The sequence below is a fragment of the Polaribacter filamentus genome (assembly GCF_002943715.1).
Classification (GTDB): Bacteria; Bacteroidota; Bacteroidia; order Flavobacteriales; family Flavobacteriaceae; genus Polaribacter; species Polaribacter filamentus.
In genome coordinates, this window is the sequence record NZ_MQUA01000013.1 from 240,404 (window position 1) to 265,279 (window position 24,876).

The following is a 24,876-nucleotide window of genomic DNA, read 5'->3' on the forward strand; positions in this document are numbered from 1 at the left end:
TTTTTTTAAAATATTATGAAAAATTTAGAATATGATTACGTAATTATTGGAAGTGGCTTTGGTGGTTCTGTTAGTGCATTACGTCTTTCTGAAAAAGGATATAAAGTTTTAGTTATAGAAAAAGGAAAATGGTTTAAAGCAGAAGACTTTCCTAAAACTAATTGGAACTTTAAAAAGTGGTTGTGGCTTCCTCAAGTAGGTTTTCAAGGTTTTTTTAAGATGACTTTTTTAAATCACGTTACAGTACTTTCGGGTGTTGGAGTTGGGGGTGGTTCATTAACCTACGCAAATACATTACCAGTTCCTAAAGGCGATTTTTTTGAATCAGGTAGCTGGTCAGATCTTAACAATTGGAAAAATATTTTAGAACCATTTTATGAAACAGCATATAAAATGTTAGGTGCTGCAACAAATCCTAAACTAGATGCATCAGATCTAGCGTTAAAAGAATTAGCAAAAGATATTGGTAAAGAGGCACATTTTGAAGCAGCCAAAGTAGCTATCTATTTTGGCGAATCGGGGCGTACAGTAAAAGACCCCTATTTTAACGGTAAAGGACCAGACAGAACAGGTTGTGTGCATTGTGGTGCTTGTATGACAGGTTGTCGATACAATTCTAAAAATACTTTAGACAAAAATTACTTGTATTTAGCGCAGCAATTAGGCGCTACAATTATTGCAGAGAAAGAGGTAATAAATGTATTGCCTATAAATAAAGATGATGGAAGCGATGGGTATACAGTTGAATATAAATCAAAATTAGGAAAGAAATTAAAAGGAAAAGTAACCACAAAAGGAGTTATTTTCTCTGGTGGCGTGATGGGAACTGTACCATTATTACTAGAATTAAAAGATAAAAGTTTACCATATCTTTCTGATAAAGTAGGGTGTAATATTAGAACCAACAACGAATCACTATTGGTGATGACTTCTACTGAAAAAAATCATAAAGATTACTCTAAAGGAATCGCAATTGGTTCTGTTCTACACACTGATGAGAATAGTCATCTAGAGCCGGTTCGTTATGGTGAAGGGTCAAGTTTTTTTAGAACACTAACCATACCAACTATTCATAATAAGTTTGTTGTATTTAGACTTTTAGGAATGTTTGGAATTATATTGAAACAACCTTTACGTTTTTTGAAAACAGTATTTGCAAAAAACTACGCTAAGAGAACTACTGTTTTGTTATTTATGCAAACATTAGACAGTACTTTACGGATTAAAAAAGGATTTTTTACAAGGATGAAAACAGTTACAGAAGGTGGTCAAAAACCTAATGCATTTATTCCTGAGGCGCTAACTTTAGGTAAAAAATTCGCTAAAATGGTAAAAGCAATTCCATATGCTAATTTTACAGATGTATTATTAGGAAGTCCAACAACAGCACATATCTTAGGAGGTGCGGTAATGGGAGAAGACATTTCTGTTGGTGTTATTGATAAAGAATGTAAAGTCTTTGGGTATCAAAATATGATGGTTTGTGATGGAGCTATGATTTCTGCAAATCCTGGCGTAAATCCCTCTTTATCAATCACAGCAATTACAGAATATGCAATGAGTAAAATTCCAAATAAAGAAGCATAATGCCAGAATTTCAAGAATCAAAAATGAAAAAAGTAATTAAAATTTCTGCATTACTTCTACTAATAACATTAAGCTATCAATGTAAACAAAAAGGAGAATCTGCAAAAGAGGGTGCCGTAAATACTTCTAAAGTTAAAAACACGTCAATTTTAAACGCAACATCTATAGAAGATGTGAAAGCGCTAGATGATGAAGCAAAAAGACAATTAGGGGAAAACATTGGAGTACAAGCATACATTTATAGTATTCCTATTGTTAGAGAAATGCTGTTTAGAAATAAATTTTCTAAGATGGTTGCCGATGTGAATACCGCAAACAAATCTTTTTTTTCTGAAAATGGCAAAGATGGAGTGCACCTAAATGAGTTTGTACATTTAAGAATTCTTACCAATCATTATTTTGAATCGGGTGTAACACCAAATATAGACACACAATATTCGCCAGCCTTTATAGATGTTAGTGAAGGGCCTATTGTTTTTACAGTACCTAAAATAGCTCGATATCACTCAATTCAGATAACGGATGCTTATCTAGAAAATGTTCATTATTTGGCAGGAAGCAATAAGGAAGATTATGAAGGGAATTACATGGTCGTAAAGCCCAATTGGAAAGGTGAAAAACCAAGTTCAATTTCTAAAGTAATTGAAATGCCAACCGATATTGGTTTTGTGCTTTTAAGAATCTTAAACACAAACGAAAAAGGAGATACAGAGAAGGTGATTGCGATACAAGATCAATTTAAACTACAATCATTAAATTCATTTCTAGGAAAAGGAAAAGACCGTTACCCACTTTTATCCAAAGAGAAAATGCCAATAGGAATAGAGTTTTATAACAGCATGTTAAAATATGTAAAAGCCTATCCGGATTTAAAAAATGATACTCACTTTTGGTTTTTAATGAAACAAATTGGTATTGATAAAAATGAAACAGTTGATTTCAATTATGTAGATCCAAACATAAAAAAAGGCTTGTTACAAGCAATCCCAAAAGCAAAAGAAATTCTTTCTTGGAAAGCAAGAACAAGAGGCTATAAATCTAAAAGTAATTGGAATATAGATCCTATTGGAGGTTCCTACAATGTCGATGTTATGGCAAGAGCAGAATTCGCTGTTCAGGGTTTTGTTGTTCATGATGCAGATCAATGCCAATATTTTCATAGGTATTATGATAGTGAAGGAAATTCTTTATTGGGAGGCAATAATTATACAATTACCTTTCAAAAAGATCAATTGCATCAAGCAGATGCATTTTGGTCTATCGTGGCTTACGATGCTGAATATAATTTAGTACCAAGAAAAGATTTACATTATGCAGTCAGTGATCGAAGTGAAGGCTTAGAATATAATAAAGATTGTAGTCGAACCATTTATATTTAATCTGAAGAACCCGAAGGGAAAAAGAATAACTGAGTACCCATACCAAAAGAAGGTATTTTTAAATTGAATTTTAGAAATTATAGACCAAAAGAAACATTATTAAACAAGAATACTGTAGAAAATTATTTACCAGGAGTTGTTAAGAATAAAAACAAAATAAAAGTTTAGCGTGTGTTAAATTTATCGATTTTATTAGAAAATAGTGCTATAAAATTCCCAAACAAAACGGCGTTTACATTTATGAACACTAGTTTGAGTTTTTCTCAAATTAATGAAGTTGCAAATCAAGTTGCAAACGGATTAGTAGATATTGGGATTAAACCCGGCGATAAAGTAGCGTTAAGTTGTTTTAATCTCCCTTATTTTCCAATAATTTATAATGGAATCTTAAAAGCAGGTGCAACAGTGGTGCCTTTAAGTGTTCTGTTAAAAGCTGACGAAATTAAATATCATCTAGAAAATAGTGAAGCTAAAGCATACTTTTGTTTTATGGGAACAGAAGATTTACCTATGGGGAAAATGGGACTTTCAGGTTTCTCTAAAGCAAAAAAGTGCGAACATTTTTTTATGATAATGCCAAAACCAGAAATGCCTTCGCCAATTAAAGGGACTAAAACTTTAGGCAGTTTACTAGCAAATAAAGGAACTTCTTTTGACACGATAGAAACCAAAGCAACAGATACAGCGGTAATTGTATATACTTCTGGAACAATAGGAAAGCCAAAAGGAGCAGAATTATCACATAGTAATTTGATACAGAATACTACTTTAAGTGAAGGTTTATATAACTGTAGTAAAGATGATACGATTTTAATAGTATTACCTTTATTTCACATTTTTGCGATGACAGTTTTAATGAATGCTGCACTATATAAAGGAGCAACATCTATTTTATTACCTCGTTTTGATGCTGGCGCTGTTTTAGATTCATTAGATAAACATAAAATTACTGTTTTTGCGGGTGTACCAAAGATGTATTGGGGCTTAAATAGTTATTTAGATGCAAATGATTTTGATATTTCTACTATAAAATTAAATTTAAAAATGTGTCTTTCAGAAGGAGCATCTTTACCTGTTGCGGTTTTAGAAAAATTTGAAGAACGATTTGATATCCCAATTTTAGAAGGTTTTATGATGTCTGAAGGTTCACCAGTAGTTACTTTTAATCAATTAGATACTGGTAGAAAACCAGGTTCTGTTGGGACTCCAGTTTGGGGAGTTCAAGTAAAATTGGTAGATGCTAATGGAAATGAAGTTGTACAAGGAGAAAAAGGAGAGTTGTTGTACAAAGGACACAATGTAATGAAGGGGTATTATAATAACCCAAAAGCTACGGCTAAAACCAAACAAAACGGATGGTTGTATTCTGGTTATATCGCGATAAAAGATGAAGATGGTTTTTATTTTATTGTTGATAGAACTAAAGACATGATTATTCGTAGAGATTTAAATATTTATCCAAGAGAAGTAGAAACTGTAATGATGAAACATCCTGATATTTCTATGGCAGCTGTAATTGGGATTCCAGATGAAGAAATGGGTGAAGAAGTGAAAGCGTTTGTTGTTTTAAAAGAAAACACTTCAGCCACCGAAGAAGAATTAAGGCAGTTTACTAAAGATAACATAGCAGCATATAAATATCCTAGAGTTATATAAATTATTAAAGCATTACCATCGAGTACAACCGGCAAAATATTAAAAAAAGAACTACGTAAATTATACATTATGGAAGCGAACAAAGATCAATTAAGTTTAAAAGACATTACTGCTGTTTTTAATTTGCAAAAAGCAAATCAATTTGCAGTAGCAAACCAACCAATATCAGAAAGAAGAAGAAAGTTAAAAGCGTTAAAAAAAGCGGTAGAAGTTACTTTTAGAAGCGCAATACAAGAAGCTCTTTATAAAGATATGGGTAAGCCAAAGGCAGAGGTAGATTTGACAGAAATTTACCCTGTAACTAGTGAAATTAAACATGCGTTAAGTCATTTAAATTCTTGGACACGCAAACAAAGTGTTTCTACTCCATTGGCTTTTATGGGAGCTAGTTCTTCAATACAATACGAGCCAAAAGGAGTTTGTTTAATTATTTCACCATGGAATTTCCCTGTAAATTTAACGATTGCACCTCTAGTGAGTGCAATTTCGGCTGGTAATACCGTTATCATAAAACCTTCTGAAATGACACCACACATTTCAAAAGTTATGAAAGAATTAATTGCTTCCGTTTTTGAAGAAAATGAAGTAACATTGGTTGAAGGTGCTATACAGACATCAACTGATTTATTATCATTACCATTTAATCACATCTTTTTTACAGGCGCACCATCTATAGGGAAAATAGTAATGTCTGCAGCAGCAAAACATTTAACGTCAGTTACATTAGAATTGGGAGGAAAATCTCCAACAATTGTAGACGAAACAGCATCCATTAAAACCGCAGCAAAAAGAATTGCTTGGGGTAAATTTGTGAATGCGGGTCAAGTTTGTATTGCCCCAGATTATATTTATGTTCATGAAAGTAAACAAGAGGAATTAGTTGCTGAATTCAAAAAAGTAATTCAATCTTTTTACGGAGATGGCGCAAACAATTCTGCTAATTATACTCAAATTGTAAACTCATCGCATAAAAGTAGAGTTGGAGAAATGATAACAGAAGCAAAAGCACAAGGAGCAACTGTTGCTTATGGAGGTACAATTGATTGTGATTCTAACTTTATAGAGCCAACAATTTTAACCAATGTAAATATGGACTCTAAAGTGATGCAAAATGAAATTTTCGGTCCTGTTTTACCAATTATTTCTTACAAAAATATATCAGAAGTGATAGATACTATCAATTCAAAAGAAAAACCTTTAGCCTTATACGTTTATAGTAAGAGTAATAAAAACATAAAAAATATTTTAAAGAATACGAGAGCAGGCGGTTCATGCATAAACAATAATGCGGTTCATTTCTTTAATAATAATTTACCTTTTGGAGGGTCAAATAATAGCGGAATAGGGAAGTCTCACGGTGTGTTTGGTTTTCAAGAATTTTCGAATGCAAGAGGAGTTTTGAAACAACACATTCCGGGTGCTCTAGAAATGTTGATGCCACCATATACTAATTTTAAAGAAAGACTAATTAATCTAACAATTAAATGGTTTTAAAAGATGGAAGCAGAGCAAATAAGTAAACTAGCTCCGGCAATATTTTTATTAGTTTTAGGTGTTATAGAGGCTTTAGGAGGTTTGTATTTTAATAATGATAGAAGAACTAAAAATGATTATGTTATAGAGATTTTATGTTTGGTAACTTTACCCACCTTAATTCAACCTGCAATTTTATTAACAACTTTGTTTGCTATGAAGGCTTGGTTTCCAGGGTTAGAAGATTATTTTATAAACTCTTCTTTGTGGTGGCATGTTGCGGCATTTTTAGTGTTAGATGACATGACACAGTATTGGTGGCATAGACTTTCGCATGTAAGTCCGACGATGTGGAAATTGCACAGGCCGCATCACGTAGTAGAAGAAATGGGTGTTATGGTAACTTATAGAAACGCTACATTATACTATGCTTTAATGCCAGGTCTATGGTTTACAGGACTGCTTATTTATTTCGGGATGGGCTATGTGTATTTGTTTTATCTTCCAATAAAATTAGTATTTATTTTATTAGCCCATAGCGAAACAAGATGGGATCGATTTTTATTCAAATACAAAATACTACATCCAATTGCTTGGGTTATAGAACGTACAATAACATTGCCAAGTACACATTATGCGCATCATGGTTTAACGGAAGAAGATGGTATATCGCATCCAAATGGTAATTTTGGTAATTTAATTTTTTTTTGGGATGTATTATTTGGAACTGCAAAAATTACAAGAAAATACCCTAGTAGATTTGGAGCTTGGAATCAGATGAAAGAACCCTGGTATGTGCAGCTAATGTTTCCGTTTATAAGATCTAAGGATCCACGAAGTGAATTGTATTCTCTTAAAACAAATAACGATTATAATCCATCTAAAGATTTTAAAGAATTTACGAAATAATTTATGGGAGGTATAATTACAGGAACAGGAAGTGCAATGCCACGTCAGATTATAAAAAATGACTATTTTTCTAAAAACATTTTTTATACTAAAGAGGGTACAAAAAACCCAAAAAAAGGAACAGAAGTTATTAAAAAGTTAGAAGAAATTTCTGGTATTAAAGAAAGGCGCTTTATAGGTGAAGAAGAACAATCTGTAGATATTCTTTTTGATGCTAGTAAAAAGGCACTAGAAAATTCGGGTATTGATAAAAATGAATTAGACGCTATTATAGTTGCTCATAATTCTGGAAATATGCTTCCAAATAAGGACGGAGTTTTTCATACCGTACCAAACCTAGCAGCTGTTTTAAAAAATGAATTAAAAATTACAAATTATCAATGTATCGCGTATGATATTTTATTTGGATGTCCTGGTTGGTTACAAGGAGTAATTCAAGCAAACCGATTAATTGCTTGCGGAGAAGCAAAGCATGTATTGGTTGCTGGTTTAGAAGTAGCGTCTAGACTATTAGATCCGCATAATTTAGACTCTTTGCTGATGGCAGATGGTTGTGGAGCTACAATTATTTCTGCATCTGATTCAAGAAATATTGGAATTTTGGCATACGCTTCGTTTTCTCATACAGAAAACGACCTACATAATATTACTATGGGAAGTTCATTGAATAAAGAGATTCCTGGAGATTGTTATTTTAAGATGGATGGTAAAAAAGTATATAAATATGCTACAACTTGGTTACCACAAGTAATTAAAAAAGCGATGGATAAAGTGAGTATCAATCCAAAAGATGTTGATTATTTTTTCTTTCATCAAGCCAATGGAAAAATGTTAAAAGTAATTGCGAGCAACTTAATGAAATTGTATGATATTGATGATGAAAACTATGCAAGTAAGATTCCAATGAGTATTGAGTTTTTAGGAAATACATCTGTAGCAACTATTCCTACATTGTTCGATTTGGTCAATAAAAACAAAATGGAAGGCTTTGAATTAGCAAAAAACCAAACCTATGTATTTGCTTCAGTTGGTGCAGGAATGCATTGTAATGCAGTTGTTTATAGAAGTTAATACATTCGTATTTTATGATAATAAACCCAAAAAATATTCTTTTATTTCTGTTTTTGGGAATATTCGGAAGTGTAACATATTCACAAAATTCTGAGATAAAACCAAATATTGTACTCATTTTAGTAGACGATGCAGCTTTGATGGATTTTGGCGCTTATAATAAGAGTAGCTTTATTAAAAGTTTTATAAGATTAGTTTCTAATTGTATTTGTATTTAAATTAATTGTTTTCTTATTCTTTACATATTTTTCTAACCATTGATCTTGTTCCCACAGCATATGCAAAATAGATTCTTTTGCTGCATAACCATGACTTTCTTTTGGAAGCATTACTAATCTAACGGTTGCACCTAATCCTTTTAGCGCATTAAAATATCGTTCACTTTGTAAAGGGTATGTTCCAGAATTATTATCTGCAACTCCGTGAATCAATAATAAAGGGGTTTTCATTTTATCAGCATGCATAAAAGGTGACATATCGTAATATACATTTGGAGCTTCCCAATAACTTCGTTCCTCACTTTGAAAACCAAACGGGGTTAAAGTTCTGTTATAGGCGCCACTTCTTGCAATACCAGCGGCAAAAAGATTAGAGTGAGATAGTAAATTAGCAGTCATAAATGCGCCATAACTATGGCCGCCAACGGCAACTCTGTTTCTGTCTATAAACCCTAAATTATCCACAGCATCAATTGCTGCTTTCGCATTACCTACTAATTGAGTCCGAAATTTATCATTAGGTTCATTAGATCCTTCGCCAACAATAGGGAAAGCTGCGTCATCTAAAACTACATAGCCTTTGGTAATCCAATATATTGGAGAACCGGAGTATGGATACACAAATTTGTTAGGGTTTGCTGTACTCTGCGATGCGCTTGCTTTATTCTTGAACTCTCTGGGATATGCCCATAAAATCATAGGATATTTTTTACCTTCTTCATAGTTAAGAGGTAAATATAATGTGCCCTCTAAATCTAAACCATCATCACGTTTATAACTAATAACACGTTTATTTACGTTTTCTAAACTTTTAAATGGATTTTGAAAAGCGGTAATCGCTGTTATACTTTTCTTTTTTAAATTTCGAATATAGTAATTTGGATATGCTGTTTGAGATTGAATTTCAACCAATATTTCACCTTCTTTCATGTCAATTGCTGAAATCAAACTTTCAAGTTTATCAGTAAACTCAGACTCATATAAACGTTTCTTTTTATTTGTTTTTACATCATATTCGTCAACAAATGGAAATTGGCCTTTTTTAGAGAAGCCATCACCCATTAAAAACAACTTGTTATCTTGAATATCGAGTGTTTTGATACCAAACTCATTTTTAGACACAACAAAATTTCCAGGATCGCTGTAAATATCTTGGTAACTTCTGTCTGAAATTACCTTAGTTTTACTATTAATATCCGAAGGATTAAATAAATAAGTTTTGGTATTTCTGGTATTCCACCATCTATCATTAGCAATCGCGATATTGTCATTTCCCCATTGTATGCCTGCGAAACGTTGTTGAGTTTTTAAAATCATTCTAGGTTTGCCATCGAAAGGAGTATTTAATTGATACACAGCATCTCTAAATTCAACCTTAACTTCGGGGTCTCCATTGTCTAAAGCTTCTACCCAAACTAAGGTGGCTGGTTTGTCACCTCGCCAAGACATGTTTCGTTTACCAGTCCTAGTCGCCATAAAACCTGTAGGTCTCACTTCATCGATAGGAACTTGATTTACCATTTGTATCAACTTAGCATTTGAATCATAAATGTTACTTTCACTGGGAAAACGAGCATAGGTTACCAAATAAGAAAAAGGACGCTTAATTTTAGTAATCATTACATAATATCCATCAGGAGAGAAGCTAATATCTTCATACATGTCCGTTGGAAGAAAATCTGCTATTTCTCCGGCAATAGATACTTTTTTTATTTCTGATGATGCTAATTGTTCAAAATTAAATTCATCATTTGGTGTTTTTAGTAAATCTTGATAGGTTCTATTTTGTGCTTTAGCACCATCACTAACAGAAATAGTGGGGCCATTTGGTACTGCTGTAATTGTATTAATTAGAGGTTTTCTATCGGCAGGCAACGTTTTTATCAATAAATGTTTATTATCTTTAAACCAGTTAATGGTACTTCCCATATTTGCATTCATATTTGCAGTAGTAATTTTAGTGGCGTTGCCTTCACTTACATTCAAAATCCAAACTTCTACACCTGTTTCTGTAGTATTTAAACAAGCAATCATACTTTCATCAGGTGACCATGTAAAATCGGATAAACGAGGATTTTCTGGTAAATTCGTTACTTGCTTAGCGTCAATATCTCTTGTTTTTTTTACCTTTAAATTAGTGTAAAAAGTAGTACGACTTCCAATATTCGTAACTGGGTTAATTCTTAATCCTGCTAAACGTAACTCGGTTTCAGAAAGTTCAGCAATCGATTTATATTGATTTCGGTAAATAAGAACCATATTTTCACCTTTACTGTCAATTTGCACTATAGGTGCTACATCGATATCTGCTAATTCTAAAATTTCTTTAGAAGGTTTCTGATACGGTAAGTTTTCTTGAGCATACGAAAAGATCGCTAAGAATAAAATGATTAGTAAAAATTGGTTTTTCATAAGATTTTGGTTTTCAATATATTAATTGTTATAATAATAAAGGTAATAAAAAAAAGATTTAAATAGAGAGTCATTGTTGGATAAATGAAAAAATGGTGTTTTGCTTGCTGTTTTTCAATAGCCTTTGCAATATATAAAGACTTTTGTGAAGATATATTCCTGAAGCGCTGAAGCATTGTCTTTAAGTAAAAAAGTAGGTGAGAAAATAAAAGGAATTCAGTATTCAAATTTTACAGATGTGCTTTTAGGAACTAAAATAACTGCCCATATTTTGAGTGGTTATGTGAAGGAAAAAAATATTAATTCTGGTGTAATCAATAAAAATTATAATGTCTTCGGATATAAAAATAAGATGGTTTGTGATGGTTCTATGATTTCTCCAAATCCGGTTGTAAATCCTTCTTTATCAATTACTGCAATTTCTGAATATGGGATGCGTAAAATTTCTGATAAAGAATTAAATATCTTTTGATATTTTAAGGTTTCAAAATGTAACTTATTGTGAGGATGTTAATTTATCACTATTTTTGTTAGACACAAACAAACAAATCACTAAAAAATACACCCATAAAATATGTATAATTCAAAAATTACCGGACTTGGATATTATGTTCCAGATAATATTGTTACCAACAATGATTTAAAGGAATTTATGGAAACTTCGGATGAGTGGATCCAAGAAAGAACAGGCATAAAAGAACGCCGTTGGATTGATCCAAAATCTGGAGATACAACAGCAGTTATGGGGGCAAAAGCGGCTAGAATTGCAATTGAAAGAGCTGGTTTAACAAATGATGATATTGATTTTATTGTGTTTGCAACTTTAAGTCCGGATATGTATTTTCCAGGAGGCGGAGTGCAAGTGCAAGACATGTTAGAGATGCCAACAATTGGTGCTTTAGATGTGCGTAACCAATGTTCTGGTTTTATTTATGCGATGTCTGTGGCTGACCAATTTATAAAAACAGGAATGTACAAAAATATTTTAGTTATTGGCGCAGAAAATCATTCTGGAGGTTTGGACAGATCAACTAAAGGTAGAGGTGTTACAGTAATTTTTGGAGATGGAGCGGGAGCAGCAATTTTATCAAGAAGTGAAGAAAAAGGAAAAGGAATTTTATCCACTCATTTGCATTCCGAAGGAAAACATGCTAAAGAATTGGTTTTAGAAGGGCCATCAACACAAAGGTGGGTTCCGGAAATTTTGGAAGCTAATGATCCTGAAGATGTTTCTTATTTTCCTTATATGAATGGGCAGTTTGTTTTTAAACATGCCGTTACTCGTTTTTCTGAAGCAATTGTAGAAGGCTTAGAAGCAAATAATTTACAAAAAGAGGATATTGATATGTTAATTCCGCATCAAGCGAATTTACGAATTGCACAATTTATTCAAAAAAAGTTTCAATTATCGGACGATAAGGTACATAACAACATACAGAAATTTGGAAACACAACTGCAGCATCCGTAATTATAGCATTAACCGAAGCTTGGGAAAAAGGTAAAATTAAAGACAATGATTTAGTCGTTTTAGCGGCATTTGGAAGCGGATTTACTTGGGGTTCAGTCGTTATTCGTTGGTAAAATAGAAATCTTAATTTTTTAAAAAGTTAAAAACCCGAAGCAAATATTGCTTCGGGTTTTTTAATAAATTTAAATTTATGAATTGCAGTACATTTTGTTTTACTTTCTTTAATAGTATGTTTTCCTTTTCTAAGTATTTTTATTTTATAACCAAAGTTAAACCTTTGTCTTTATTAATTGTATTTCCTAAAATTGATTTTAGTTTTGGTAGACCTTTTTGTTAATTGAGCAAATGAGGTTCCAATAATCATGAGCATTATAAAGAGTATTATTTTTTGCGTTATGTGTTAATTTTAACTTTATAGATTGGCGTACAGACCAACTATTACTTATATTTGTTACTTGAATAAACAACCTTTAACGTAATATTACCAGTATGAAAAATGTAACATTAGTTCTTGGTGCATCTGCAAATCCAAACAGATATTCTAACATTGCAATTAAAAGGTTGTTAGATAAAAAATTATTTGTAAAGGCGTTAGGAATAAAAAAAGGTAAAGTTGTAACTATCAAAATTGATGACGAAAAACAAGATTATAAAAATATAGATACTGTTACTTTGTACCTTAATCCGAAAAGACAAGAGGAATATTATAACTACATTATTGGCTTAAAACCTCGAAGGGTAATTTTTAATCCTGGTGCTGAGAATGAGGAGTTTGTAAAACTGTTAGAAGAAAATAGTATAGAACCCGTAATTGCTTGTACTTTGGTTATGTTGTCAATTAATGAATACTAAAAACCTTACCAGGTTGTGCTAATTCTGTGTTCTCAAAAATTTCTTTTGCTTCGGTTTTAAACAAAGAAATATCTTTATATCTGCCAGAGTAATGACCAAGAATCAATTGTTTTACAGAAGCATCTTTTGCAATTTGCGCGGCTTGTTTTGAAGTAGAATGTTTTGTTTTTTTTGCTAAATCTTCTCTATCGGCTAAAAAAGTGGCTTCATGATATAGTAAATCAACATTTTCTATAATTTTTAGTATGTTTGGCTTGTAGCAAGTATCGCTGCAAAAAGCAAAGCTTAATGGTTTTTTTGGTGCAATAGTTAACTCTTTATTTGCAACAATTTCTCCAGTTGATAAAACAACATCTTTACCCGCTTTAATATTTAAGTAATCAGCTTTATCAATTTCTGGATATCCGCTAATATTTAGCATGTTTAATTTTCTAGGTTTTTCTTTTTCTGTGAACAAATAACCATTTGTATACACTCTATGGTTTAAAGGGATTGTTCGCACAGAAACTTTATCATCCTCAAAAATAAGTTCACTTTCATTGGATGTTAATTCGTGAAATATAATTGGATATTGCGCATGAGACTGAGAAATTTTTAACTGTAATAGTGTTACTTTTTTTATGTCTTTTGGACCATAAATATGCAGTTCTTTTTCTCTACTCAAAATACCGTAGGTAGCTAATAAACCAACTAAACCATAAAAATGATCTCCATGTAAATGAGAAATAAATATGTGGTCAATTTTAGAAAAACCAACGTTATATTTCCGCATTTGACGCTGGGTACCTTCACCACAATCAATTAAAAAATGTCGATTATTAATTTCTAAATACTGGGACGTAGGAAACGCATTTATACGTGGAGTTGCAGAATGACAACCTAAAATAGTTAGGTTTAAACTCATTTAATTACAAACCGTTTAGAAATTATACTTTCTTTATCTTGCAATGTGTAAATATAAATACCGGTAAGAACGTTCCCTTTTTCAAAAGTAAACGAATTACTACCTACACTGGCCTTTACTTTTTCTTCGTAAACAGTTTTACCTAAAACATCTAATACCTTAAAAATTATGTCAGAATTACTGGTAGCGTTAAATGTTATTTTTGTTGAATTCGTAAACGGATTTGGAGCAGCAGATAATTTTTCAATTGATTTTTCTTGTGAAAATCCGATTGTGGATATACTTAAAAATAAAATAAAAAGTATTTTTTTTATCATTTTATGCCGCTTTTTAAAATCCTAATTCTCGCTCCATAGCTTCCATTTCTAAAATATCTTCTGCTTCCAATAAGGTAGGAACAATGTTAAGATTCTGAGGTAAATCATCAATATTTACTTTATTGTAAACGATTACAAATGATTTGTCAGGTTCTTTTTTAATATTAATCAAAAATAGTGAAAATTCCTCTTGTGTTATGTTAATGTTATTAGAAATTTGCAGCACTAAATGTTCTTCTTTACGGTTTTTTTGTAATCTTAAAAAGGAAGTATAAAAGTCTGAAAACGAATCTTCATCCGAGGAAATAAACGTATAATTTTCTTTTTTTTCTACGATCATCTCTTTACCTTTTAATTTGTTGCGCCAATAAATAAATGATCGCCATTCTTACCGCAACACCATTTTCTACTTGATTTAAAATGATGGATTGATCAGAATCTGCAACTTCACTTGTAATTTCTACACCTCTATTAATTGGTCCTGGATGCATGATTACAATTTTCTTGCCAAGATTGTCTAAGAGTTCTTTATTTATCCCAAAAAGTTTCGTGTATTCTCTTGTTGATGGAAAATATTTAATATCCATTCTTTCATGTTGCACTCTTAAAACATTGGCAACATCACACCATTCCAACGCTTTTTTAAGATTGGTTTCAACTTCAACACCTAGGCTTGTAATATATTTTGGAATTAAGGTTGTTGGTCCACAAACTTTAATTTGTGCGCCTTGCAATTGCAGCGCAAATATGTTTGATAAAGCAACTCTTGAGTGTAAAATATCGCCCACAATAACAATTTTTTTTCCTTTTACAGTGCCTAGTTTTTCTCTTATAGAATAAGAATCTAATAAAGCTTGTGTTGGATGTTCGTGCGTTCCATCACCGGCATTTATAATTTTAGCATTTACATGTTTAGATAAAAAAACGCCTGCACCCACATTTCCATGTCTCATAACAACAATATCTACTTTCATAGATAAAATATTGTTCACAGTGTCTATTAGTGTTTCACCTTTTTTTACGGATGATTGACTTGCAGAGAAGTTAATAACATCCGCAGAAAGCCTTTTTTCTGCAAGCTCAAAAGAAAGTTTTGTTCTTGTACTATTTTCAAAAAATAAGTTTGCAATTGTAATATCTCTCAAAGAAGGAACCTTCTTTATAGGTCTATTAATAACTTCTTTAAAATGATCTGCAGTTTTAAAAATAAGATCAATATCAGTTGCTTTTAGATATTTTATGCCTAATAAATGCGATACGCTTAATTGATCCATATTATTTCTGTTCTATATATACAGCATCTTTTTTATGTGTTTCCTTCCAAGAAACTAAAACTTTTTCTTCATTAATTGCATCTACTTGTCTTCCTTTATAATTTGGCTGAATAGGTAGATGTCTGCTAAATCGTCTGTCAATTAAAACCAATAACTCAATACTTTCGGGTCTTCCAAAAGATTGTATTGCAGTTAATGCAGCTCTTATGCTTCTGCCAGAAAATAAGACATCATCAATAATTACTACTTTTTTATCTTCAATTAAAAAATCGATTTTTGTTGATGTAGCTGCCAAAGGAGAATCTCTTCTTCTAAAATCATCTCTGTAAAATGTAATATCTAATAGGCCTAATTTTAGGTTATTTATTCCGTATTCGTTTTTTAGCAAGGCACTTAATCTGTTTGCCAAATATGTTCCTCTTGGTTGCAAGCCAATTAAAACAGTATTACAGAAATCATTATGATTTTCAATTAGCTCACAAGCTAATCTGTGAAGAATAATTTCAATATCTTTTGAGTTAAGTAAGGTTTTTTTGCTCATTAGAGGTCTATCAAATTTTAGTTGATAGTTATTGAAAATCAAAATTAGGGTAAATAAACGTATGAGCAAAATAAAATAAGACACTAATTATTATAAATTGGATGTCGAAATAAATATTTTACTTAATTTAGTGCAATAGCATAGAAGTATTTTTGTTAAATGTTAAATCAAATCTAAGTTTTATCCTTAAAAATTTGGCTGATATTTGTTGTTAATAAATTGTTGAAAACAAATAGTACTTGTTTAAAAGTGCGGTAGGAGTTGTAGTACCTTTATTTTATAATTCAAAGAACCTAAGTTATGTCTTTAACGAAGTTTGAATCCATGCTAAAAACCAACAATATCTTTTTTTTTGATTTAGTTGAGTTTGAGGAGATTATTATCCATTATTTAGATGTCGGTAAACTTTCGCTGGCAAAAAAAGCGGTGAAACTTGGTCTGGAACAACATGCGCAATCTGTAGATTTAAAATTGTTACAAGTAGAGATTTATATATTTGAAAATCAATTAGATAAAGCTTCTAGTGTACTCAGAAAATTGGAGCGAATAGAACCTAGTAATGATGAAATTTTTATTCAAAAAGCAACTATTAATTCGAAGAAAGGAAAGCACCAAGAGGCAATTATCAACTTAGAAAAAGCATTAAATTTTACAGATGATAAAGTAGATGTTTGGTCTTTAATTGGTATGGAATACTTGTATTTAGATAATTTTGAGAAGGCGCGTTTAAGTTTCGAAAAATGTATAGAAGTAGATTTTGAAGATTATTCTGCCCTTTATAATATTGTGTATTGTTATGATATGGAACAAAAACATGCAAATTCTATTGCATACCTAGATAACTATATTAATATAAATCCTTATTGTGAAGTTGCTTGGCATCAGTTAGGTAGACAATATTTTATACTAAAAATGTATAAAGAAGCCTTAAATTCTTTTGATTATGCTGTTTTAATCGATGAATTTTTTATCGGTGGTTATTTAGAAAAAGCAAAAACCTTAGAAGAATTAGGGCGTTATCAAGAAGCAATAGATAATTATTTAATTACATTAGAATTAGATGACCCAACTGCATTTGCTTATGTTAGAATAGGCGAGTGTTATGAAAGAATACATAAATTTGATGCTGCAATTTCTTACTACAAGAAAGCAGTTCATGAAGATCCTCTATTAGATAGAGCTTGGATTTTACTTACCGATTTATACTATAATGACGGAAATTACCAAAAGGCATCGTATTATATTTCTAAAGCTTTAAAAATCGATGAACAGAATGCATTGTACTGGAGAAAATATGCAGAGATTAAACTAAAACTTAGTTTTTTTGAGGAAGCAGTTGTTGGTTTTGAAACTTGTTTAGATTTAAGTGATGATGCTTTGGAAATTTATATTGGTTTAACTGATGTTTTGTCATTTTTAGGGGAGTTTGAAGATGCAATTTCAGTGCTGTTAAAAGCACAAAAAACGCATAAAAATTTAGCGGAAATAGAGTATCGATTAACAGGATTGTTTTTCGCTTTAAACAAAGAAAAATATGGTTTTCATCATTTAATTGCTGGTATGAAATTAGATTATGAATATCATATAATTTTAAAAGAATTGTATCCAACAGTTTTTGAAAACAAAAAAATACAGAAGTTAATTGCAAATTATAAAAAGGCTTTGGAATAATTTATATTCTTTTTAAAAATACAAACCTGAATTTGATTTTCAGGTTTTTTTATAAGCTAATTTTTCATTTACGTGTTTCTTTAGTTTGTAATTAATACCTTTATTTAGTAAAAGAGGAGAACTATCAAGTGTTTTAGATTTGAAGGTTAATTAATTGTGCGCATAACTTTCGTTGTGGTTATAAAAAATAGAAAAAATAAGTATTAAAATTTTCATAGTCATGCTGGTAATTTCCATTGTGATTTTACTTTTGTTTTAATTTGATGTTTTAGAAGTTAGCTTATCTATATTTTTTTAAGCTTAGAAACAAACCAAATTAAAATTGCTTTTCTCAATCTTTCTTAAATTTCTATTATCTTCGTTTTTCAAAAAAATCAAACTTAAAATGAGTAGAACTATTAAGGATTATGTTGTTATTGGTTTAAAAGGAATTGCTATGGGAGCAGCGGATGTTGTCCCTGGAGTTTCTGGAGGAACAATTGCATTTATTTCTGGTATTTATGAAGAATTATTAGGGTCTATAAGCAATGTAAATGTAAGCTTGTTAAAATCCTTAAAAAAAGAAGGCATTAAAGCGGCTTGGAAACAAGTAAATGGCAACTTTCTGCTTTCACTTTTTATTGGGATTTTTATCAGTATTGTCTCTTTGGCAAAAGCTATTAAATACTTATTAGAAAATGAACCTATTTTATTGTGGTCTTTCTTTTTTGGTTTGGTGTTAGCGAGTATTATTTACATCGTAAAACAAATTTCAAATTGGAATTTCATTTCTATTATAGCACTAGTTTTAGGCGCTTTTTTAGCATATTATATAACAACTTTAAATCCGCTGGTAACAGAGAACTCCTCTTTGCTATTTATGTTTTTTGCAGGAGCAATAGCAATCTGCGCTATGATTTTACCCGGAATTTCTGGGGCATTTATATTAGTGTTATTAGGTGCCTATCAACCAATTTTAGCTGCAGTAAATGATAGAGATTTAAAGACAGTTACAGCCGTTGGTTTAGGGGCAATTGTTGGTTTATTAAGTTTTTCTAAAGTGCTAAAATGGTTATTTGAAAATTATAAAAATTATACTTTAGCAGCTTTAACGGGTTTTATTATTGGCTCATTAAATAAAATTTGGCCTTGGAAAGAAACCTTGACTTGGCGCACAAATTCTCAAGGAATTGAGGTTGCATTTAATGAACAAAGTGTTTCTCCTTTTTCTTTTGATGGAGATGCACAATTATTACTGTCAATTGTTTTGGCATTTGTTGGTTTTTCGTTAATTTTATTGATGGAAAAATTAGCGGTTAAGAAACAATAAATGGAAAAACAGAGAACCTTTAAACAAAAACTAATTCTTTTTTTAAAAGGATTAGTTATGGGAGCTGCAAATAAAGTTCCTGGGGTTTCTGGCGGAACTGTTTCTTTTGTTTTTGGGTTTTATGAAGAGTTAATCTATTCTTTTAGAAAAGTAAATTTAAATGCATTAAAATTTCTTTTAAGAGGGAGGTTTAAAAGCTTTTTTCAATATACAAATGCCCAATTTGTAGCGCTTATAATGGCAGGTAGTATTTTTAGCTACTTTAGCATTTCTTTAATTTTAGACTACTTTTTAAAATATTATGAATTGTATGTTTGGAGTTGGTTTTTTGGGATGATCATTGGTTCTATTTACTATATTGGAAAAGATTTTGGAGAATGGAATAGAAAGAATTTTGTATTCTTAATTTTTGGAATAGCTCTTGGTTTAGGAATCAGTTTTTTAACACCCGCAAGAGAAAATGATAATCTTTGGTTTGTATTTGTTTGCGGAATTATAAGTGTTTCTGGCATAACGCTTCCTGGGCTTTCTGGTTCTTTTATTTTAATTTTATTAGGAAACTATGTATTACTTTTAGTCGACTCAGTAAACATTTTATTAAATGTGTTTACAAATTTAGTTTCAGGAAATTTTGAAGTTTTAGCAGATCCTATTAAAATAAGATATTTAAAAATTATATCAGTTTTCACTGCTGGCTCAGCTTTTGGTTTGGTCTCTATCTCACACGTTTTAGGATATGTTTTAAAACGTTGGAATAAAATTGTAAATGCAATTATTATTGGTTTTATAACGGGCTCTTTGGGCATTGTTTGGCCTTGGAAAAATAAAATTTACACAAATAATAATGGTGACTTTTTGCTTGACCAAAAAGGAAATAAAGTAATTGAAAATTATAAAAGATATATTCCCGAAACATTTAGCTTAGAAACATTCTTAGCTATTTTTTTTATCTGTTTTGGCATCGGTTTAATATTAGCAATAGATTATTATGAAAGAAGAAGAAAGTAAGACTTTTGGCTTATTAGGTAAAAATATTTCTTATTCATTTTCTCGTGGATATTTTACAGAAAAGTTCGAAAAATTAAAGCTTAATAAATACAAGTACTTAAATTTTGATATTCAGCAAATAAAAGATTTTCCTTCAATTATTGGTGAAGAAAAAAATGTAAGAGGTATAAATGTAACTATTCCTTACAAAGAGGAAATTATTCCGTTTTTAGATAAGTTAGATGAAACTGCAAAAAATATTGGCGCGGTAAACACCATAAAATTCACCAAAAGAGGAAACTTAAAAGGATATAATTCAGACGTTGTTGGTTTTGAAAACTCCATAAAACCGCTGTTAAAAAAGCATCATAAAAAAGCATTAATTCTGGGAACTGGAGGCGCATCGAAAGCCATAGCCTTTGCTCTGCATAAAAATAGTATTAAATATAAATTTGTTTCGAGAAATCCTGAGGGTAAAAAAGAAATTTCATACCATAGTTTATCGGAAGAAACACTTTTAAAATATACAGTAATTATTAATTGTACACCTTTAGGAACCTTCCCAGAGATAGAAAAATGTCCTGATATTCCGTATCATTTTATAACAGATGCTCATTTATTGTACGATTTAATATACAATCCAGAAGTTTCTACTTTTTTATCTAAAGGAAAAGAAAAAGGGGCAATTATTAAAAACGGATTTGAAATGTTACAACTTCAAGCAGAGGAATCTTGGAGAATTTGGAATGAATAATTTATTATAAATTATACTTGTACACTTAACTTGTAGATTTTGTAAGTTGTCTGTATCTTTATGCTTTATGTAAATAGTATTTTATAAACGACCTTAAACATTGTAGATATGTTAGATGAAAATGAAAAAATGTTGAAAAAAACGGATTAAAAGTAGAAAAGATAGGTATTGAAACAACTTCGAAACCTGAACAGCAAAAAGAAGAACCAAAAGCGGTAAAAGTTGATGAAACGAATGATGCCGTGGATGAAATTGAAAAATCTGTTGCAGAAGATGCTGAAAATGATGAGTCTAAAGAAGATGAATCTCCTGCTGTAGATTATGATACTTTTTCATTAGAAGAACTAGTTTCTAGTCTAGAAAAGACGCTGTCTAGCAGCCCTGTTCAAAAAATAAAATCGCAAGTTGAAGGTATTAAAAGTGCTTTTAACCAAAAGTTTGGAGCAATTTTAGCCGAGAAAAAAGCAGCTTTTTTAGAAGAAGGAGGAAATTCTATCGATTTTCAGTTCTCAAGTCCTATAAAAACAAATTATAATAATTTATTATCCGATTATAAAAAGCAAAGAGATGCTTTTTATAAAAACTTGGAAAATAATTTAAATGAAAATTTTGTAAAGCGTGAGCAAGTTATTGAAAACCTTAAAAATTTAATTGACGAAGCAAACACTTCTACAATGTATAAAAATTTTAAAGAAATTCAGGACACTTGGCGTACAATTGGTTCAGTTCCAAAATCTCATTATAACGATACTTGGAAAACCTATCATCATCATGTAGAACGTTTTTACGATTTATTGCATCTAAGTAATGATTTTAGAGATTTGGATTTTAAACATAATTTAGAGAAAAAAATAAAAATCATAGAAAAAGCTGAAGCGCTATCCGAAGAGGCTGATATTAATTTTGCTTTTAAAGAATTACAAGATTTACATAAAAAGTGGAAAGAAGATGTAGGCCCAGTAGCGAAAGAAATGCGCGAAGTGGTTTGGCAAAAATTTAGTGACGCCACTAAAAATATTCATGATAAAAGACATGACTATTATAAAGAAATGCGCTCAAAATATGATGAAATTATAGAGAAAAAAATGGTTACTATCAATGCAATTAGTGCATATGATCCTTCTAACAATAAATCTCATAGCGATTGGCAGAAAAGTATTAATGAAATTGAAAAATTAAGAAAAGACTATTTTAACGCCGGTAAATTACCATATTCTAAAAGTGAAGAGGTTTGGCAAAAATTCAAAAATGCGACTAAAAAATTTAACGCTGCTAAAAATGTTTTTTATAAGCAGGAAAAAAATGGACAGCAAGAAAATTTAGAACAGAAAATTGCATTAATTGAATATGCAGAATCTATAAAAGATAGTGATGATTGGGAAATGGCTACAAATGCCATGAAAAAAGTACAATCTGATTGGAAAAAAATAGGTCATGTTCCTCGTAAATTTTCTGATGATATTTGGAAACGTTTTAAAGCAGCGTGTAATCATTATTTTGATAGATTTCATGAACAAAAAAATGCAGTAAGCAAAGAACAACAAGCAGTTGTGGACGCTAAAAAAGAGTTTTTAGATGCTCTAAAGGAAACTGAAGAAACAACCAAAGATTCTGTTTTAGAGGCTATTAATTCTTGGAAAGATTTAGGAAGATTACCAAGGGAAGTGCGTCATTTAGAAGATAAGTTTAACAAGCAAATAGATAGAATGTTAGAAAGCTTGTCTTTGGATAAAAATGAAGTTTCGATGTTGAGATTTACCAATGTTGTAGATTCTTTAGCGGATGATAATGATAGTAGAAAACTAGATTCAGAAGAAATATTTGTCAGAAAAAAGATAGATGAAATCTTTAAAGAAATTCAACAACTAGAAAATAACATGGGCTTTTTCTCGAATGTAAAGCATAATAATCCTTTATTTTTGAACGTAAAAAATAAACTGGAAGCGCATAAAGAAGATTTAGCAATTTGGAAAGAAAAATTAAGCTACCTCAAAAAGTTAGATTATTAATTGATAGGAATTCCTTTAGGTAATACCTTAAGGTTTTCCTTAACAATTTTGCATAAAAAAACTCGAAGTATACACTTCGAGTTTTTTTATGATTAGTATTGTATTATTAAGCAAATAATTTATCAATTTTTTCTTTTTCTTCAATAGCTAAAGCTGCATCAACTAAAATACGGCCACTATGCTCATCAATTGTGATTTTCTTTCTGTTTGCAATTTCTAATTGAACTTGAGGTGGAATTGTAAAATAAGAACCTCCAGAAGCGCCACGTTCTATTGCAACAACCGCTAAACCATTTTTCACTTTGGTTCTAATTCTACTGTAAGCAGAAAGTAAATGGTCATCTATGGAATCAGAATATTCTATAGATTTTTCTAATAAAATCTTTTCTTCTTTTTCAGTTTCTTTTAAAATAGCATTTAATTCAGATTTTTTATGACCTAAATGTTTTTCTTGTTTTGCCATTTTTTCTTTAGTAGTATCAATCACTTCATTCTTTTGAGCAATTTTAGCCTTGTATTCTATAATTCTTTTTTCCGCTAATTGAATTTCTAAATCTTGATATTCAATTTCTTTAGACAAGGAGTCAAACTCTCTGTTATTTCTAACTTTCTTTTGTTGCTCATCGTATTTTTTCATTAAACCGTTAGATTCTTCAATCGCTAACTTTTTGTTATTGATGTCTGTTTCTAAATTAGCAAGATCTTTAGATAAATTCAAAATTCTAGTGTTTAACCCAGCAACTTCATCTTCTAAATCTTCCACTTCTAAAGGTAATTCTCCTCTAATGTTTCTAATTTCATCAATTCTAGAGTCAATTAATTGTAAATCGTACAATGCTCTTAATTTTTCTTCAATCGAAACTTCTTTCTTCTTTGCCATGGTTATATATAATATATAGGATTTGTACTTTTTTCTGATAAAATGACTGCAAAATTACTAAATTTTTTCGTAAGATAATCTACTAAAAGGTTTTTTGTAAACTGTTCGCTTTCATAATGACCAATATCGGCTAAAAGTATGTTATTTTCTGCTGTAAAAAACTCATGATATTTAAAATCAGCACTTACATAAGCATCGGCTCCCGCTTTTTTTGCATTAGAAATGGCAAAACTTCCAGCACCACCTAAAACTGCCACTTTTTTTATTTTTTTATTGATCAAAGCAGAGTGACGAATACAATCCGTTTTCATAGTCTTCTTTAAAAATAACAAAAACTCTTTTTCTTCCATTTCTAATGAAAGCTCACCAATCATTCCCATTCCAATATCTTGATGCACATTCTCTGTGGTTACAATTTCGTAGGCAATTTCTTCATAAGGATGATTTTCTTGTAATGCTTTTAAAATAGCTGTTTCATTTTTACTTTCATAAATTACAGATGTTTTTGCCTCTTTTTCTGTGTGAAGGGTTCCTTTGGTACCTATAAAAGGATTTGAATCTTCATTTCCTCTAAAAGTTCCATCACCTAAAACAGTAAAAGAACACTTGTCATAGTTGCCAATGTTTCCTGCTCCGGCGTTAAAAAGAGCCGTTTTTAAAGCATCCGCATTAATAATTGGCGCATAGGTAGTTAACTTTTTAATAATTCCTGTTTTAGGGATTAAAATACGGGTGTTTTTCAAACCTAAAACTTCGCATATTTTGGCGGAAACTCCATTTTTAGAATTGTCTAACGCGGTGTGAGTTGCGTAAATGGCAATGTCATTTTTAATCGCTTTTAACACGACCCTTTCAACATAAGAATTGCCGTTTAATTTTTTTAGACCACTAAAAATGATAGGATGAAAGCTAACTATTAAATTACATTTTTTGGCAATAGCTTCATTTACAGTTTCTTCTAAAGTGTCTAAAGTTACCAAAACACCGGTAATATTTGTGTTATAATTGCCAACTAATAAACCAACATTGTCAAAATCTTCGGCATAGTTTAAAGGAGCTAATTCTTCAATGTAATTTGTGATGTCTTTAATGATCATTTTTAATATGTATTGAAATCCAAAGTTACCATTTTTAAACAAAAAAGTTTCATGGTTTTAACTCGAGTTTCCTTCAAAAGGTCTTTCTAGTAAAATATATGCGCAAT

22 protein-coding genes are annotated in these 24,876 nt (G+C 30.8%); 14 read left to right on the forward strand and 8 right to left on the reverse strand.

Annotated features, from left to right (window positions below):
- Positions 1-15 precede the first annotated feature (15 nt).
- The 6 genes from BST83_RS03215 (at position 16) to BST83_RS03240 (ending at position 8,075) form a co-directional block, all read left to right on the forward strand.
- Positions 16-1,587: a GMC oxidoreductase gene (locus BST83_RS03215; protein ID WP_104808548.1), complete on the forward strand. Its 1,572-nt coding sequence runs from the start codon at positions 16-18 to the stop codon at positions 1,585-1,587.
- Positions 1,588-1,610: 23 nt separating this feature from the next.
- Positions 1,611-2,966, forward strand: coding sequence for a DUF1254 domain-containing protein (locus BST83_RS03220; RefSeq protein WP_170062723.1), 1,356 nt, complete (start codon positions 1,611-1,613; stop codon positions 2,964-2,966).
- A gap of 171 nt (positions 2,967-3,137) precedes the next feature.
- Positions 3,138-4,622, forward strand: coding sequence for a long-chain-fatty-acid--CoA ligase (locus tag BST83_RS03225; protein WP_104808550.1), 1,485 nt, complete (start codon positions 3,138-3,140; stop codon positions 4,620-4,622).
- Between the two features lie 69 nt (positions 4,623-4,691).
- The gene (locus BST83_RS03230; protein WP_104808551.1) at positions 4,692-6,116 is read left to right on the forward strand and encodes an aldehyde dehydrogenase family protein; all 1,425 of its coding nucleotides are present in this window, start codon (positions 4,692-4,694) and stop codon (positions 6,114-6,116) included.
- A 3-nt stretch (positions 6,117-6,119) separates the two neighbouring features.
- Positions 6,120-7,004: a sterol desaturase family protein gene (locus BST83_RS03235; protein WP_104808552.1), complete on the forward strand. Its 885-nt coding sequence runs from the start codon at positions 6,120-6,122 to the stop codon at positions 7,002-7,004.
- 3 nt (positions 7,005-7,007) lie between these two features.
- The gene (locus BST83_RS03240; protein WP_104808553.1) at positions 7,008-8,075 is read left to right on the forward strand and encodes a 3-oxoacyl-ACP synthase III family protein; all 1,068 of its coding nucleotides are present in this window, start codon (positions 7,008-7,010) and stop codon (positions 8,073-8,075) included.
- Positions 8,076-8,266: 191 nt separating this feature from the next.
- On the opposite strand, the gene BST83_RS03250 is transcribed toward BST83_RS03240, so the two are convergent.
- Positions 8,267-10,705, reverse strand: coding sequence for a S9 family peptidase (locus BST83_RS03250; RefSeq protein WP_104808555.1), 2,439 nt, complete (start codon positions 10,703-10,705; stop codon positions 8,267-8,269).
- Positions 10,706-10,880: 175 nt separating this feature from the next.
- Here BST83_RS03250 and BST83_RS03260 point away from each other — a divergent pair, with 175 nt between their 5' ends.
- The 3 genes from BST83_RS03260 (at position 10,881) to BST83_RS03270 (ending at position 13,026) form a co-directional block, all read left to right on the forward strand.
- Positions 10,881-11,177: a GMC oxidoreductase gene (locus BST83_RS03260; RefSeq protein ID WP_104808557.1), complete on the forward strand. Its 297-nt coding sequence runs from the start codon at positions 10,881-10,883 to the stop codon at positions 11,175-11,177.
- 102 nt (positions 11,178-11,279) lie between these two features.
- Positions 11,280-12,287 (forward strand): 3-oxoacyl-ACP synthase III family protein, encoded by a 1,008-nt coding sequence (locus BST83_RS03265; RefSeq protein WP_104808558.1) that lies wholly within the window; start codon positions 11,280-11,282, stop codon positions 12,285-12,287.
- Positions 12,288-12,663: 376 nt separating this feature from the next.
- Positions 12,664-13,026 carry a CoA-binding protein gene (locus BST83_RS03270; protein WP_104808559.1) on the forward strand — a complete coding sequence of 121 codons (363 nt, stop codon included), beginning with the start codon at positions 12,664-12,666 and terminating at the stop codon, positions 13,024-13,026.
- On the opposite strand, the gene BST83_RS03275 is transcribed toward BST83_RS03270, so the two are convergent.
- From BST83_RS03275 to pyrR, 5 genes are read right to left on the reverse strand one after another with little or no spacing between them, the layout of a single operon-like run.
- Positions 13,013-13,930 carry a ribonuclease Z gene (locus tag BST83_RS03275; RefSeq protein WP_104808560.1) on the reverse strand — a complete coding sequence of 306 codons (918 nt, stop codon included), beginning with the start codon at positions 13,928-13,930 and terminating at the stop codon, positions 13,013-13,015. The two genes, BST83_RS03270 and BST83_RS03275, sit on opposite strands and share 14 nt — an antisense overlap.
- Complete coding sequence (locus BST83_RS03280; RefSeq protein ID WP_104808561.1) at positions 13,927-14,247, reverse strand: T9SS type A sorting domain-containing protein; 321 nt, start codon at positions 14,245-14,247, stop codon at positions 13,927-13,929. The genes BST83_RS03275 and BST83_RS03280 overlap by 4 nt, the downstream gene beginning before the upstream one ends.
- 13 nt (positions 14,248-14,260) lie before the next feature.
- The gene (locus BST83_RS03285; RefSeq protein ID WP_104808562.1) at positions 14,261-14,587 is read right to left on the reverse strand and encodes a hypothetical protein; all 327 of its coding nucleotides are present in this window, start codon (positions 14,585-14,587) and stop codon (positions 14,261-14,263) included.
- A 4-nt stretch (positions 14,588-14,591) separates the two neighbouring features.
- Positions 14,592-15,521, reverse strand: coding sequence for an aspartate carbamoyltransferase catalytic subunit (locus BST83_RS03290; protein ID WP_104808563.1), 930 nt, complete (start codon positions 15,519-15,521; stop codon positions 14,592-14,594).
- A gap of 1 nt (position 15,522) precedes the next feature.
- Entirely contained in the window at positions 15,523-16,062 is a 540-nt protein-coding gene (pyrR, locus tag BST83_RS03295) for a bifunctional pyr operon transcriptional regulator/uracil phosphoribosyltransferase PyrR (protein WP_104808564.1), read from the reverse strand.
- A 300-nt stretch (positions 16,063-16,362) separates the two neighbouring features.
- Between pyrR and BST83_RS03300 the strand changes: the two genes are divergently transcribed.
- The 5 genes from BST83_RS03300 (at position 16,363) to BST83_RS03320 (ending at position 22,792) form a co-directional block, all read left to right on the forward strand.
- Positions 16,363-17,733 (forward strand): tetratricopeptide repeat protein, encoded by a 1,371-nt coding sequence (locus BST83_RS03300; RefSeq protein WP_104808565.1) that lies wholly within the window; start codon positions 16,363-16,365, stop codon positions 17,731-17,733.
- Between the two features lie 385 nt (positions 17,734-18,118).
- Positions 18,119-19,042, forward strand: a complete 924-nt coding sequence (locus BST83_RS03305) for a polyprenyl-phosphate transporter (protein ID WP_104808566.1) — start codon at positions 18,119-18,121, stop codon at positions 19,040-19,042.
- Complete coding sequence (locus tag BST83_RS03310) at positions 19,043-20,050, forward strand: DUF368 domain-containing protein (protein WP_104808567.1); 1,008 nt, start codon at positions 19,043-19,045, stop codon at positions 20,048-20,050. It begins immediately after the preceding gene.
- The gene (locus tag BST83_RS03315) at positions 20,031-20,783 is read left to right on the forward strand and encodes a shikimate dehydrogenase family protein (RefSeq protein WP_104808568.1); all 753 of its coding nucleotides are present in this window, start codon (positions 20,031-20,033) and stop codon (positions 20,781-20,783) included. Before BST83_RS03310 ends, BST83_RS03315 begins: the two co-directional genes overlap by 20 nt.
- 242 nt (positions 20,784-21,025) lie before the next feature.
- Complete coding sequence (locus tag BST83_RS03320) at positions 21,026-22,792, forward strand: DUF349 domain-containing protein (RefSeq protein WP_240614633.1); 1,767 nt, start codon at positions 21,026-21,028, stop codon at positions 22,790-22,792.
- A 106-nt stretch (positions 22,793-22,898) separates the two neighbouring features.
- Here the strand turns inward: BST83_RS03320 and BST83_RS03325 are convergent, their stop codons facing one another.
- Together BST83_RS03325 and BST83_RS03330 are read right to left on the reverse strand one after the other, a co-directional pair.
- On the reverse strand, positions 22,899-23,672 hold the full coding sequence (locus BST83_RS03325) for a zinc ribbon domain-containing protein (RefSeq protein WP_104808569.1): 774 nt from the start codon (positions 23,670-23,672) through the stop codon (positions 22,899-22,901).
- Between the two features lie 2 nt (positions 23,673-23,674).
- Positions 23,675-24,769, reverse strand: a complete 1,095-nt coding sequence (locus tag BST83_RS03330) for a Nif3-like dinuclear metal center hexameric protein (protein WP_104810768.1) — start codon at positions 24,767-24,769, stop codon at positions 23,675-23,677.
- Positions 24,770-24,876 lie beyond the last annotated feature (107 nt).